This window comes from Streptococcus mitis, assembly GCF_002860865.1.
In the GTDB taxonomy this organism is placed as follows: Bacteria; Bacillota; Bacilli; order Lactobacillales; family Streptococcaceae; genus Streptococcus; species Streptococcus mitis_AT.
The window spans coordinates 1-14,963 of sequence record NZ_PKIE01000014.1; the positions used below are offsets into that span (position 1 = coordinate 1).

The 14,963-nt window shown below is 43.4% G+C and carries 6 protein-coding genes and 1 pseudogene; 5 read left to right on the forward strand and 2 right to left on the reverse strand.

What is annotated here, in order from left to right; genetic code table 11:
• On the forward strand, positions 1-456 hold a 456-nt coding region (locus tag CYK18_RS11170), incomplete at its 5' end, for a magnesium transporter (RefSeq protein WP_257960202.1).
• Positions 416-3,688 carry a hypothetical protein gene (locus CYK18_RS11210; protein ID WP_308300792.1) on the forward strand — a complete coding sequence of 1,091 codons (3,273 nt, stop codon included), beginning with the start codon at positions 416-418 and terminating at the stop codon, positions 3,686-3,688. The genes CYK18_RS11170 and CYK18_RS11210, both read left to right, overlap by 41 nt.
• 362 nt (positions 3,689-4,050) lie before the next feature.
• Here CYK18_RS11210 and CYK18_RS11215 read toward each other — a convergent pair.
• Positions 4,051-8,850 (reverse strand): annotated as a pseudogene (locus CYK18_RS11215) (accessory Sec-dependent serine-rich glycoprotein adhesin); the annotation flags it as partial.
• 977 nt (positions 8,851-9,827) lie between these two features.
• Positions 9,828-11,372: a peptide chain release factor 3 gene (locus tag CYK18_RS10485; protein WP_101786483.1), complete on the reverse strand. Its 1,545-nt coding sequence runs from the start codon at positions 11,370-11,372 to the stop codon at positions 9,828-9,830.
• A 212-nt stretch (positions 11,373-11,584) separates the two neighbouring features.
• Here CYK18_RS10485 and gatC point away from each other — a divergent pair, with 212 nt between their 5' ends.
• The 3 genes from gatC to gatB are packed head-to-tail and all read left to right on the forward strand — an operon-like array spanning position 11,585 to position 14,795.
• On the forward strand, positions 11,585-11,887 hold the full coding sequence (gene gatC / locus CYK18_RS10490) for an Asp-tRNA(Asn)/Glu-tRNA(Gln) amidotransferase subunit GatC (RefSeq protein ID WP_000705419.1): 303 nt from the start codon (positions 11,585-11,587) through the stop codon (positions 11,885-11,887).
• A complete protein-coding gene (gene gatA / locus CYK18_RS10495) occupies positions 11,887-13,353 on the forward strand; it encodes an Asp-tRNA(Asn)/Glu-tRNA(Gln) amidotransferase subunit GatA (RefSeq protein ID WP_101786485.1) in 1,467 nt (488 codons plus the stop codon). The genes gatC and gatA overlap by 1 nt, the downstream gene beginning before the upstream one ends.
• Positions 13,353-14,795 (forward strand): Asp-tRNA(Asn)/Glu-tRNA(Gln) amidotransferase subunit GatB, encoded by a 1,443-nt coding sequence (gene gatB / locus CYK18_RS10500; RefSeq protein WP_101786487.1) that lies wholly within the window; start codon positions 13,353-13,355, stop codon positions 14,793-14,795. Before gatA ends, gatB begins: the two co-directional genes overlap by 1 nt.
• The last annotated feature ends 168 nt before the right edge of the window (positions 14,796-14,963 follow it).

Sequence of the window (14,963 nt, forward strand, 5' to 3'; positions counted from 1 at the left end):
GTTGAAGTGCTTGCACTTGTTGAAGCTGACGTACTTGCTGACGTGCTTGCGCTTGTTGAAGCTGACGTACTTGTTGAAGTGCTTGCACTTGTTGAAGCCGATGTGCTTGCTGATGTGCTTGCGCTTGTTGAAGCTGACGTACTTGCTGATGTACTTGCGCTTGTTGAAGCCGATGTGCTTGCTGAAGTGCTTGCACTTGTTGAAGCTGACGTACTTGCTGATGTGCTTGCACTTGTTGAAGCTGACGTACTTGCTGATGTGCTTGCGCTTGTTGAAGCTGACGTGCTTGTTGAAGTGCTTGCACTTGTTGAAGCTGACGTACTTGCTGATGTGCTTGCACTTGTTGAAGCCGATGTGCTTGTTGAAGTGCTTGCACTTGTTGAAGCTGACGTACTTGCTGATGTGCTTGCGCTTGTTGAAGCTGACGTACTTGCTGATGTACTTTGCGCTTGTTGAAGCCGATGTGCTTGTTGATGTGCTTGCTGATGTGCTTGCGCTTGTTGAAGCCGATGTGCTTGTTGATGTGCTTGCACTTGTTGAAGCCGATGTGCTTGTTGAAGTGCTTGCACTTGTTGAAGCTGACGTACTTGCTGACGTGCTTGCGCTTGTTGAAGCCGATGTGCTTGTTGATGTGCTTGCACTTGTTGAAGCTGACGTACTTGTTGAAGTGCTTGCACTTGTTGAAGTCGATGTGCTTGCTGATGTGCTTGCACTTGTTGAAGCCGATGTGCTTGTTGATGTGCTTGCACTTGTTGAAGTCGATGTGCTAGCTGACGTACTTGCTGATGTGCTTGCACTTGTTGAAGCCGATGTGCTTGTTGAAGCTGACGTACTTGCTGATGTGCTTGCGCTTGTTGAAGCTGACGTACTTGCTGATGTGCTTGCACTTGTTGAAGCCGATGTGCTTGTTGAAGCTGACGTACTTGCTGATGTGCTTGCACTTGTTGAAGCTGACGTACTTGCTGACGTGCTTGCGCTTGTTGAAGCCGATGTGCTTGTTGAAGTGCTTGCACTTGTTGAAGCTGACGTGCTTGTTGAAGTGCTTGCACTTGTTGAAGCTGACGTACTTGCTGACGTGCTTGCGCTTGTTGAAGCTGACGTACTTGTTGAAGTGCTTGCACTTGTTGAAGCTGACGTACTTGCTGACGTGCTTGCACTTGTTGAAGCTGACGTACTTGCTGACGTGCTTGCGCTTGTTGAAGCCGATGTGCTTGTTGAAGCTGACGTACTTGCTGATGTGCTTGCACTTGTTGAAGCTGACGTACTTGCTGACGTGCTTGCGCTTGTTGAAGCCGATGTGCTTGTTGATGTGCTTGCACTTGTTGAAGCTGACGTGCTTGTTGAAGTGCTTGCACTTGTTGAAGCTGACGTACTTGCTGACGTGCTTGCGCTTGTTGAAGCTGACGTACTTGTTGAAGTGCTTGCACTTGTTGAAGCCGATGTGCTTGCTGATGTGCTTGCGCTTGTTGAAGCTGACGTACTTGCTGATGTACTTGCGCTTGTTGAAGCCGATGTGCTTGCTGAAGTGCTTGCACTTGTTGAAGCTGACGTACTTGCTGATGTGCTTGCACTTGTTGAAGCTGACGTACTTGCTGATGTGCTTGCGCTTGTTGAAGCTGACGTGCTTGTTGAAGTGCTTGCACTTGTTGAAGCTGACGTACTTGTTGATGTGCTTGCACTTGTTGAAGTCGATGTGCTAGCTGACGTACTTGCTGATGTGCTTGCACTTGTTGAAGCCGATGTGCTTGTTGAAGTGCTTGCACTTGTTGAAGCTGACGTACTTGCTGATGTGCTTGCGCTTGTTGAAGCTGACGTACTTGCTGATGTGCTTGCACTTGTTGAAGCTGACGTACTTGCTGATGTACTTGCGCTCGTTGACGCTGACGTGCTTGCTGACGTGCTTGCGCTTGTTGAAGCTGATGTACTTGCTGATGTGCTTGCTGAAGTACTTACGCTTGTTGAAGCTGACGTACTTGTTGAAGTGCTTGCACTTGTTGAAGTCGATGTGCTAGCTGATGTGCTTGCACTTGTTGAAGCCGATGTGCTTGTTGATGTGCTTGCACTTGTTGAAGCCGATGTGCTTGTTGATGTGCTTGCACTTGTTGAAGCTGACGTACTTGTTGAAGTGCTTGCACTTGTTGAAGTCGATGTGCTAGCTGACGTACTTGCTGATGTGCTTGCGCTTGTTGAAGCTGACGTACTTGTTGAAGTGCTTGCACTTGTTGAAGCCGATGTGCTTGCTGATGTGCTTGCGCTTGTTGAAGCTGACGTACTTGCTGATGTACTTGCGCTTGTTGAAGCCGATGTGCTTGCTGAAGTGCTTGCACTTGTTGAAGCTGACGTACTTGCTGATGTGCTTGCACTTGTTGAAGCTGACGTACTTGCTGATGTGCTTGCGCTTGTTGAAGCTGACGTGCTTGTTGAAGTGCTTGCACTTGTTGAAGCCGATGTACTTGTTGATGTGCTTGCACTTGTTGAAGTCGATGTGCTAGCTGACGTACTTGCTGATGTGCTTGCACTTGTTGAAGCCGATGTGCTTGTTGAAGTGCTTGCACTTGTTGAAGCTGACGTACTTGCTGATGTGCTTGCGCTTGTTGATGCTGACGTACTTGCTGATGTACTTGCGCTTGTTGAAGCCGATGTGCTTGTTGAAGTGCTTGCTGATGTGCTTGCTGATGTGCTTGCGCTTGTTGAAGCTGACGTGCTTGCTGATGTGCTTGCACTTGTTGAAGCTGACGTACTTGCTGATGTGCTTGCTGAAGTACTTACGCTTGTTGATGCTGACGTACTTGCTGACGTGCTTGCTGAAGTACTTACGCTTGTTGATGCTGATGTACTTGCTGAAGTACTTACGCTTGTTGATGCTGACGTACTTGCTGATGTGCTTGCTGAAGTACTTACGCTTGTTGATGCTGATGTGCTAGCCGATGTACTTGCACTTGTTGAAGCTGATGTGCTAGCCGATGTACTTGCACTTGTTGAAGCTGACGTACTTGCTGATGTACTTGCGCTTGTTGATGCTGATGTACTTGCTGAAGTACTTACGCTTGTTGATGCTGATGTGCTTGCTGATGTGCTAGCCGATGTACTTACGCTTGTTGATGCTGACGTGCTTGCTGACGTACTTGCGCTTGTTGATGCTGACGTACTTGCTGAAGTACTTACGCTTGTTGATGCTGACGTACTTGCTGATGTGCTTGCTGAAGTACTTACGCTTGTTGATGCTGATGTGCTAGCCGATGTACTTGCACTTGTTGAAGCTGACGTACTTGCTGATGTACTTGCGCTTGTTGATGCTGATGTACTTGCGCTTGTTGATGCTGATGTACTTGCTGAAGTACTTACGCTTGTTGATGCTGATGTGCTTGCTGATGTGCTTGCTGATGTGCTAGCCGATGTACTTACGCTTGTTGAAGCTGACGTACTTGCTGACGTACTTACGCTTGTTGAAACTGACGTGCTTGCTGACGTACTTGCGCTCGTTGAAGCTGATGTACTTGCTGAAGTACTTACGCTTGTTGATGCTGATGTGCTAGCCGATGTACTTGCACTTGTTGAGGCAGACTTAGACGCACTCGTTGAAGCACTTTGGCTGGCGCTTGTCGATGCTGACTTAGACGCACTTGTTGAGACACTTTGGCTAGCACTTGTTGAGGCAGACTTAGACGCGCTCGTTGAGGCACTTTGACTTGCACTTGTTGAGGCGGATTTAGACGCGCTCGTTGAAGCACTTTGGCTGGCACTTGTTGAGGCAGACTTAGACGCGCTCGTTGAAGCACTTTGGCTGGCGCTTGTCGATGCTGACTTAGACGCACTTGTTGAGACACTTTGGCTAGCACTTGTCGATGCTGACTTAGACGCGCTCGTTGAGGCGCTTTGGCTAGCACTTGTCGATGCTGACTTAGACGCACTTGTTGAGACACTTTGGCTAGCACTTGTCGATGCTGACTTAGACGCACTTGTTGAGACACTTTGGCTAGCACTTGTCGATGCTGACTTAGATGTGCTCGTTGAGGCAGACTGCGATCTATACTCTGAATCATCTACCGTAATAGTAACTGGAACTTCATCTGTCGAACCATCTGGATAAGTTACTATAACTGTGCGTGTTAATTTACCATTTGTAACAGGTGAATTTTCACCATCTTTCCATTTATAAGTCGTTCTTGCACCTGGCGTTGTACCTTCAGCTGGCCAGTCAGATTTATTAGAAATATAAGTCTCTGGTGATCCCAAATTTGGAACAGATCCATTTGAAGTCACCTTCACTGTATGATTCGTTGCTCTCGGATCGTACTTATCTGACTGCTTACGGAACTCAATCTGGATATAGGCGTTATTTGTAGGGTTGTTGGCATCGTTATTGTTCGTTAAATTAGATTGGTCATAACCAGTAATATAACGGGTCCAGCTATTCTTATCAGGGTTGTTATTAATTTCCTGTTTTCCACCTACATATCCCGAAATAGTTATTGTATACGGATTAGCCTCTGTGGCATTGCCGTCTTGTCCCAATTTCTTAGATTTATCGGTAAAGTTAATATCTGTTCCTTTAGCAGGAACGCTGATTCGCGCTTGAGGTCTCACCTCAAATGAATTTGGAGTATCAGCGCTTACAGTAGTTCTATCATCTACCTTAATCTTGTCCAATCGACCATGGTCATCAGTCAAGTTCACATCCACACTAAATCTTTCTTCACGATAAACAACTATCTTATGCGGATTAGCGCGGTCGATTTCTGCATTACTAGGAGTTAAGTTTTTAATTGTAGGTCGCTCATTAACTGTAGCTGACTGCGGAATTGGAGTACTACTTGTTTCATCATTGTAGACAATCGTTGCTGTACCATCTGGCTGGACTTCAATGTCCTTGATACGGTGATCTGCTTTAGCATTTTTAGCATAGATGGCATTCTTGACAGCAGTCTTTTCCTCTGCGGTCAAGCTGTTTTTATTTTCAACAGTTGTCAATTCAGGATTTGTCACTTTAAGACGATCCTTGAGCTGACCTTGAGTAACACGAACATTCCCAAGACTACCAATTTGACTCTGATAGTTTTCTTGGTCTGTAGCAACAGCATTTCGTTGCCATGTATTACCTGAATTATATTGTAAATCATCTTTTAAATGTGCGTTTACAGTAATATGAGCAGGGGTGTTCTCAGAAGCATTGATATTACCACTATTTAGATAAGCGACTGAACCTCTACCATATTCATCACCTGTCCCACTATCTCCTTGGAAGAAGTTAGTTGTTAAAGCTGATCGGTTGGCATCTGCTTTTGCGACAATCTTAAACTCTTTTAGTTTTCCACTATTATCAGATGCTGTGAAATCAACTGTGAAATCATCACCTGCATATACAATGTATTCTGCACCACGTTGAGGATTTTGTGTTGGAGTTAACACCTTACCATTTCGACTTACTGTCACTCCCACTTTTGGACGTTCTTCAACCGTATCTACTTGTTGAAGGGTATTAACTGTTAAGTCATTATAGGTAATTGTCGCTGTACCATTGCTTGAAACATCAATCGATTTGATGCGATGAGTATCTTGATTATTTTGAGCAAAAATGGCATTTTTGATAGCTTCTCTTTCTGATTCTATCAAGGCATTCTTATCACCAACGAGTACTTTAGATGGTTTGACAACATGTAAACGATCCTTGAGCTGACCTTGAGTAATACGAACATTCCCAAGACTACCAATTTGACTCTGATAGTTTTCTTGGTCTGTAGCAACAGCATTTCGTTGCCATGTATTACCTGAATTATATTGTAAATCATCTTTTAAATGTGCGTTTACAGTAATATGAGCAGGGGTGTTCTCAGAAGCATTGATATTACCACTATTTAGATAAGCGACTGAACCTCTACCATATTCATCACCTGTCCCACTATCTCCTTGGAAGAAGTTAGTTGTTAAAGCTGATCGGTTGGCATCTGCTTTTGCGACAATCTTAAACTCTTTTAGTTTTCCACTATTATCAGATGCTGTGAAATCAACTGTGAAATCATCACCTGCATATACAATGTATTCTGCACCACGTTGAGGATTTTGTGTTGGAGTTAACACCTTACCATTTCGACTTACTGTCACTCCCACTTTTGGACGTTCTTCAACCGTATCTACTTGTTGAAGGGTATTAACTGTTAAGTCATTATAGGTAATTGTTGCTGTACCATTACTTGAAACATCGATCGATTTGATGCGATGAGTATCTTGATTATTTTGAGCAAAAATGGCATTTTTGATAGCTTCTCTTTCTGATTCTATCAATGCATTTTTATCACCAACGAGTACTTTAGATGGTTTGACAACATGTAAACGATCCTTGAGCTGACCTTGAGTAACTCCAAACCAAGAACTAGTTGTAGAATTATCTGTAGGATCGACTGCTTTAACTACACGAGAAAATATATTACCAGACGCCCATTGCATGTTCTTATTTACAGTAACATTTACTGTCTTTGTAACTGGAGCAGTACTTACACTTGTAATATTATCTACCGCACCAGTCCCCCATTTAGTAGAGTTACCTTCAAAGAAATCGTCTAGAGGAATCAATGTCCCATTTGGACCTTGTTTATTCAAGGTCAATTCCTTCAATTTTCCAGAGTTGTCATCACCAGTAAAAGTAATCTGAATTTGATCTCCAGCATAAAAAATAGAACGTCCAGCACTATCTGTTTGAGGCGTTTGGTTATTCACTTTGACAGTGTAAGCAGCAGTTGGCGCAACTCCATCTCTCACATCCGCTTGGATCGTACTAGACGTACCATCTCTATAAGTAAGTGTAACACGCCCTCTATTATCTACACTGATAGAACCTTCTTGATTTCCTTTTTTGTAATCTGTTCTTGAAAGAATGCTAGCATTGGCCGTTCTATAGTTATCAAACACTTGATCTCTTTCCGACTTACTTAAATTTGTCGGATCATTAACTGAAACAACCGCACCACTGACAGGATTGTTACGCTCATTAAATCCTTTAACCGTGATAGTTATATTCTTATATGTCTGTTCTGGGTTTGGTTGCGGACTCGAAGCACCAACTTGATAATAGTATGTTTTCCCAACTGTGGCAGATGCAGTTCCGTTCCCAACAGTTCCCAAAACCGCAGCCGTTATAGTATCATATCGACCATACTTGTTCATATTAGGTCCCGTAAGAGTCAAACCAGGAACAGGATCCTCACCTGTCTTATTCCAGTAAAATACAGAAGTATTATCATGTGCTCTAGATATTCTGATGACATTTTCAACTTTATCATCATTGTATACCGTCATATTCTCGTTATCAGCTGTTATAGTTGGTGCATTCGAAACCGCTCTTGGTTGAGCACTTCTGTCACTTCCACGACTACCAGTTGGAACAGTTGAACTTATTGAACCGCTATAATTTCCAGAAGTATCCGCACTTGTAAACGGTTGACTGCTTGTAGCAACTCTTGCGTTCAAGCTAGCAGCTTTCGACTGCTTATTTACAGTGGCATGAACCTCAAGCGTTGCCTCTAGGTTTCTTTGTTCGTCATGGCGTATATCATAGACATACTCATTTCTTGAACCACCACGTTTATCCATTGGTTGTCCATTAAAGGTCACATGATTAATCGTCGTATTGGAATCTACATCCGCAATAAGCCCTACATGATGCAAGGCATTGTTAGCATGCATATTAATACGCCAAACAACTTCATGAGTATTGGGGTTATAATTAGTAGACGCAATTGAGGCTGTCGTACCATGACTAGAGAATGATGCTCTAGGAGAAGCGCCCCTCTCTATCGCTTGTCCATTACGGTCATCACGCGCACCTGAATTGACTCTCAACACAGCATTAACAATCGAGTTACGAGCAGAGGTCGCTAGTTTTACAGTTTCGGTCAAATCTGCCCTAGGATTAGCAAGGGCTGTCTCGATAGCAGTCACCGCAGCATTCACTTTTGCTATAGCTGCATCACTATTAGGTAGACCAGCTGCTTTTGCTAAGTACTCACCCATTTCAGCCGAAAGTTTGGTTAACTTCTTACGATTTTCATCCTGTTGTTTAGCTGAAACTTCCGATGTTGCTATGGCACCAGCAGTTACTCCCGCCAAACTTGTTAATTCTGCATTTCTAGCTGTCAAAGATGTCTCTGACTTAGCTGCATCCAATACAGGGGCGGAAAAATTAGAATTCGACAACCCTTGATTCGCAATCGATGCAGATTCTGATTGTCCAGAAGTTTCAACACTAGTAGCGCTAGTAGCAGCCGAACTACCCCCAGAATTAACCATCAACTGACTAGAACTTACAGCAGTACTTGCTGACACACTAGCCGAAGTTGAAGCACTTGTCGACGCGCTAACAGAAACCGAAGTACTTGCTGACATACTTGCAGAGGCACTAACACTCACTGATTGGCTAGTAGAGGTCGATGCTGAGGTAGATATACTCTCGCTTTCTGAGTGTGATAAACTTACCGAATTTTCTGAATTTTTTTGCGATGCCGACCCGAGAACAACTGTATCATTGGCAACTAGAACATCCGATGACTCTAATGTCTTTTCAAGGGCAACTGCATCATTGGCATGAACAGTAGTTTGTGTTGCCACTGCTCCGCCTAATACAGCTCCTGTAGCTGCCAGCCCCCTTATGATATCGAGGCCTGTAATCGTATTGCTCGTTTGGTTTTCAACCACTTCGGTCATAACTTGAGTAGTGTCAACACTACCACGGAAAACCTTGAACAAACCAAATAAAGAGGTTGAAGCCCGCAGCCAATGCTTACCGGATTTCACCAACTTATAGCGGGTCACACGATCAGTTTCACGATATTGACCCTCTTGACGTCTGAAAAACATTTATTTTTTTCCTCCAAAAAAGTACTACATTAGTTAGCTTAATGCAATCGGTCTCTATTATACACAAATCATCATATTAAGTCAACTTATTTTGTAGTGTATTTTGCTAAAAAAAAAAAGCATTTTCTGATTGATTTTTCATGGAGGTTCCATTGACAAATACAGTTAATATACTAGCAAACCGAATCCCTCATTGACTGGGCTATAAAAAAGAGAAATCCATTATTTTTGCAGACGAATGCGTGATGCTTATCTAAAATCAAAAAGAGCATCATTTTTCTTCGAATAGACATATATATTATCCAAGGAACTCTTCTCTACTTTCATTAGAATTAAGAGATAGTAAATTTCAAAGTATATAGTTTAACTAGGATATTTTTTGAGCAAGCTAGCAAGAAAAAAGGTTTACTTTGGTTTTACTTGACTATTAGAAAGTCAAGTAGCTAGACTCACTAACCCTTACAAAAAATCCCACAATGCCATAACATTCGCAGGATTTTCTGACATAGGAGATTTGAATAAAGCACTATAGTAGTTACTGATACAAGACCAAAACACCAATCTTAGCAAGTCAACTTCCCATTTGCCACAACGAAAAAGCCCATGAATATAGCATTCCTGGACTTCTCTTATTAGAATATTTAGATCAACCAACATAAAGATTAGAGATTGTTACACTAGGACACGGAGTTTGGCAAATCGATTCTATTTGCCAAACGTAGTTAGTAAGGCAGTTAGCTGGGCCACTTCCTACCCGTTACGACGGCAAAGTCCACGAATCGATGCCATTCGTGAACTTTGCCTAGTGAAGCGTTTAGGTAATCCGCCATAGCGGTTACCTATTATTGGATTACGACACTGAGTTTTACAAATCGATTCCATTTGTAAAACTCAGTTAGTGAGGCAGTTAGCTAGTTCGCCAAATAGCGACTAGCATCCAACAATTAGGAACTTTAGTTCCAATTGTTGGTACTGAGTCACATCTTCTCCTCCAACTCTACGTCTGGGTACTTATCCGCAAACCAGCGGAGGGCAAAGTCATTTTCAAAGAGGAAGACTGGTTGGTCAAAACGGTCTTTAGCCAAGATATTGCGACTTGATGACATCCGTTCATCCAAGTCCTCAGGCTTGATCCAACGAACAGTCTTTTTACCCATTGGGCTCATGACCACTTCCGCATTGTACTCTCCTTCCATACGGTGCTTAAAGACTTCAAACTGGAGTTGACCAACAGCTCCCAGCATGTACTCGCCTGTTTGGTAATTCTTATAAAGCTGAATGGCACCTTCTTGCACCAATTGCTCGATTCCCTTATGAAAGGATTTTTGCTTCATGACATTCTTAGCAGAAACTTTCATGAAAATTTCAGGAGTAAAGGTTGGCAGGGGTTCAAATTCAAATTTATTTTTCCCAACTGTCAATGTATCCCCAACCTGATAAGTACCTGTATCGTAAACCCCGATGATATCTCCTGCCACGGCATTAGTCACATTCTCACGACTTTCAGCCATAAACTGGGTAACATTAGACAGTTTAGCCCCCTTACCAGTACGAGGTAGATTGACACTCATACCGCGCTCAAATTCACCTGATACGATACGGACAAAGGCGATACGGTCACGATGACGAGGATCCATGTTGGCTTGGATTTTAAAGACAAATCCTGAGAAATCCTTATCATGAGGATCCACAATTTCTCCGTCTGTTTTCTTATGTCCATGTGGCTCTGGAGCAAACTTAAGGAAAGTCTCAAGGAATGTCTGCACACCAAAGTTTGTCAAAGCTGAACCGAAGAAGACAGGTGTCAATTCTCCAGCAAGGATAGCTCCCTCTGAAAACTCATTCCCAGCTTCATTCAAAAGTTCAATATCATCCTTAACTTGCTCGTAGAAAGGATTGCTACCAAAAAGCTTGTCCCCATCTTCTAAACTTGCAAAACGCTCATCCCCTTTATAGAGTTCCAAACGTTGGTTATAAAGGTCATATAAACCCTCGAAAGCTTTCCCCATCCCGATAGGCCAGTTCATCGGGTAGCTAGCAATACCCAAGACTTCTTCCAATTCTTGCAAGAGGTCTAGTGGCTCACGACCGTCACGGTCTAACTTGTTCATAAAGGTAAAGACCGGAATGCCACGGTGTTTGACAACTTCAAACAATTTCTTGGTCTGGGCCTCAATACCCTTGGCAGAGTCCACAACCATGACCGCAGCATCCACCGCCATCAAGGTACGATAGGTATCTTCTGAGAAGTCCTCGTGCCCTGGCGTATCGAGGATATTCACGCGTTTTCCGTCGTAGTCAAATTGCATAACAGATGAAGTAACCGAAATCCCACGTTGCTTCTCGATATCCATCCAGTCAGACTTGGCAAAAGTCCCTGTTTTCTTCCCTTTTACGGTACCAGCTTCACGAATCTCACCCCCAAAGTAGAGCAACTGCTCAGTAATAGTAGTTTTTCCCGCGTCAGGGTGGGAGATGATGGCAAAAGTACGACGTTTCTTAATTTCTTCTTGAATATTCATAAGTTCTCTTTCTTTGATTCTCTATTTTTCTTGTTTCAATAGCTAAGAATGATTTCTACATTGGATTCTACCATTCCTTTCAACACTCCATTATATCGAATTTTAGCATTTTTTTCAATTTCTATTTCTTTTCACTTATCCCTCCCTTATTTATAGGAAAATATGGTAAAATAGAACAGACTAAAAATCATCATTTCACGAAAGGATGCAAGATGAAAATTACGCAAGAAGAGGTAACACACGTTGCCAATCTTTCAAAATTAAGATTCTCTGAAGAAGAAACTGCTGCCTTTGCGACTACCTTGTCTAAAATTGTTGACATGGTTGAATTGCTGGGCGAAGTTGACACAACTGGTGTCGCACCTACTACGACCATGGCTGACCGTAAGACCGTACTCCGCCCTGATGTGGCCGAAGAAGGAACAGACCGTGACCGCTTATTTAAAAATGTACCTGAAAAAGACAACTACTATATCAAGGTACCAGCTATCCTAGACGATGGAGGAGATGCCTAATGACTTTTAACAATAAAACCATTGAAGACTTGCATAATCTCCTTGTTTCTAAGGAAATTTCAGCAACTGAATTGACACAAGCAACGCTTGAAGATATCAAGTCTCGCGAGACAGCTATTAACGCTTTTGTTACCATCGCTGAGGAGCAAGCCCTTGCTCAAGCTAAAGCTATTGATGAAGCTGGAATTGACACTGATAATGTCCTTTCAGGAATTCCACTTGCAGTTAAAGATAATATCTCTACAGACGGCATTCTCACAACTGCAGCCTCAAAAATGCTCTACAACTACGAGCCGATCTTTGATGCGACTGCGGTTGCCAATGCAAAATCTAAAGGCATGATTGTCGTCGGAAAGACCAACATGGACGAATTTGCTATGGGTGGTTCAGGTGAAACTTCACACTACGGAGCAACTAAAAATGCTTGGGATCAAGGCAAAGTTCCTGGTGGATCATCAAGTGGTTCTGCCGCAGCCGTAGCTTCTGGGCAAGTCCGCTTGTCACTTGGTTCTGATACTGGTGGTTCCATCCGCCAACCTGCTGCCTTCAACGGGATCGTTGGTCTCAAACCAACCTACGGAACGGTTTCTCGTTTCGGTCTCATTGCCTTCGGTAGCTCATTAGACCAGATTGGACCTTTTGCTCCTACTGTTAAGGAAAACGCCCTCTTGCTCAACGCTATTGCCAGCGAAGATGCCAAAGACTCTACTTCTGCCCCTGTCCGCATTGCCGACTTTACTTCAAAAATCGGTCAAGACATCAAGGGCATGAAAATTGCTTTACCTAAGGAATACCTAGGCGAAGGGATTGACCCAGAGGTTAAGGAAACCATTCTGAATGCTGCTAAGCACTTTGAAAAATTGGGTGCTATCGTTGAAGAAGTTAGCCTTCCTCACTCTAAATACGGTGTTGCCGTCTACTACATCATCGCTTCATCTGAAGCTTCATCAAACTTGCAACGTTTTGACGGTATCCGTTACGGCTACCGCGCAGAAGATGCGACTAATCTTGATGAAATCTACGTAAATAGCCGTAGCCAAGGTTTTGGTGAAGAAGTGAAACGTCGTATCATGTTAGGTACTTTCAGCCTTTCATCAGGTTACTACGATGCCTACTACAAGAAAGCTGGACAGGTCCGTACCCTCATCATTCAAGATTTCGAAAAAGTCTTCGCAAATTATGACTTGATTTTGGGTCCAACTGCTCCAAGTGTTGCTTATGACTTGGACTCACTCAACCACGACCCAGTTGCCATGTACTTGGCTGACCTCTTGACTATACCTGTAAACTTGGCAGGATTGCCTGGAATTTCGATTCCTGCTGGATTCTCTCAAGGTCTACCTGTTGGTCTGCAATTGATTGGTCCTAAGTACTCAGAAGAGACTATTTACCAAGCAGCAGCTGCCTTTGAAGCAACAACAGACTACCACAAACAACAACCCGTGATTTTTGGAGGTGACAACTAATGAACTTTGAAACAGTCATTGGACTTGAAGTCCACGTAGAGCTCAACACCAATTCAAAAATCTTCTCACCTACTTCTGCCCACTTTGGAAATGACCAAAATGCCAATACCAACGTGATTGACTGGTCTTTCCCAGGAGTTCTGCCAGTTCTCAATAAAGGTGTTGTTGATGCCGGTATCAAGGCTGCTCTTGCCCTCAATATGGACATCCACAAAAAGATGCACTTTGACCGCAAGAACTACTTCTACCCTGATAATCCAAAAGCCTACCAAATTTCTCAGTTCGATGAGCCAATCGGTTATAACGGCTGGATTGAAGTCGAGCTAGAAGACGGTACGACTAAGAAAATCGGTATCGAGCGTGCCCACCTAGAGGAAGACGCTGGTAAAAACACACACGGTACAGACGGCTACTCTTATGTTGACCTCAATCGCCAAGGGGTGCCATTGATCGAGATTGTATCTGAAGCTGATATGCGTTCGCCTGAAGAAGCCTATGCTTACCTAACTGCCCTCAAGGAAGTTATCCAGTACGCTGGCATTTCTGACGTTAAGATGGAAGAAGGTTCGATGCGTGTGGATGCCAATATCTCCCTTCGCCCTTATGGTCAAGAAAAATTCGGTACCAAAACTGAGTTGAAGAACCTCAACTCCTTCTCAAACGTTCGCAAAGGTCTTGAATACGAAGTCCAACGTCAAGCTGAAATCCTTCGATCAGGCGGTCAAATCCGCCAAGAAACACGCCGTTATGATGAAGCTAACAAAGCAACCATCCTCATGCGTGTCAAGGAAGGTGCTGCAGACTACCGCTACTTCCCAGAACCAGACCTACCTCTCTTTGAAATCTCAGACGAGTGGATCGAGGAAATGCGGACAGAGTTGCCAGAGTTTCCAAAAGAACGCCGTGCACGCTACATCTCTGACCTTGGCTTGTCAGACTACGATGCTAGTCAGTTGACTGCAAACAAAGTCACTTCTGATTTCTTTGAAAAAGCTGTTGCCCTCGGTGGTGATGCTAAACAAGTTTCTAACTGGCTCCAAGGTGAAGTCGCTCAGTTCTTGAACGCTGAAGGCAAGACACTAGAACAAATCGAATTGACACCAGAAAACTTGGTTGAAATGATTGCCATCATCGAAGACGGCACTATCTCTTCTAAGATTGCCAAGAAAGTCTTTGTCCACCTTGCTAAAAATGGCGGCGGAGCGCGTGAATATGTTGAAAAAGCAGGTATGGTCCAAATCTCAGATCCAGCTGTCTTGATTCCAATTATCCACCAAGTCTTTGCCGATAACGAAGCTGCTGTTGCCGACTTCAAGTCAGGCAAACGCAACGCAGACAAGGCCTTCACAGGATTCCTTATGAAAGCAACCAAAGGCCAAGCCAACCCACAAGTCGCCCTTAAACTTCTTGCCCAAGAATTGGCGAAGTTGAAAGAAGATTAATATGTAAAAGAAACCAGCCCTGAGGTCAATGTCATTAAGTTAGTGATCTAACTCTTTAAATAGGAGATAGGATTGAGAACATCAAAGTGATTCTCTATCCTATCTTCTATTTTTTTGCATGACAAATAAAGGTTTTTTCACCCTATTTTTTGAGATTTATGTTACTCT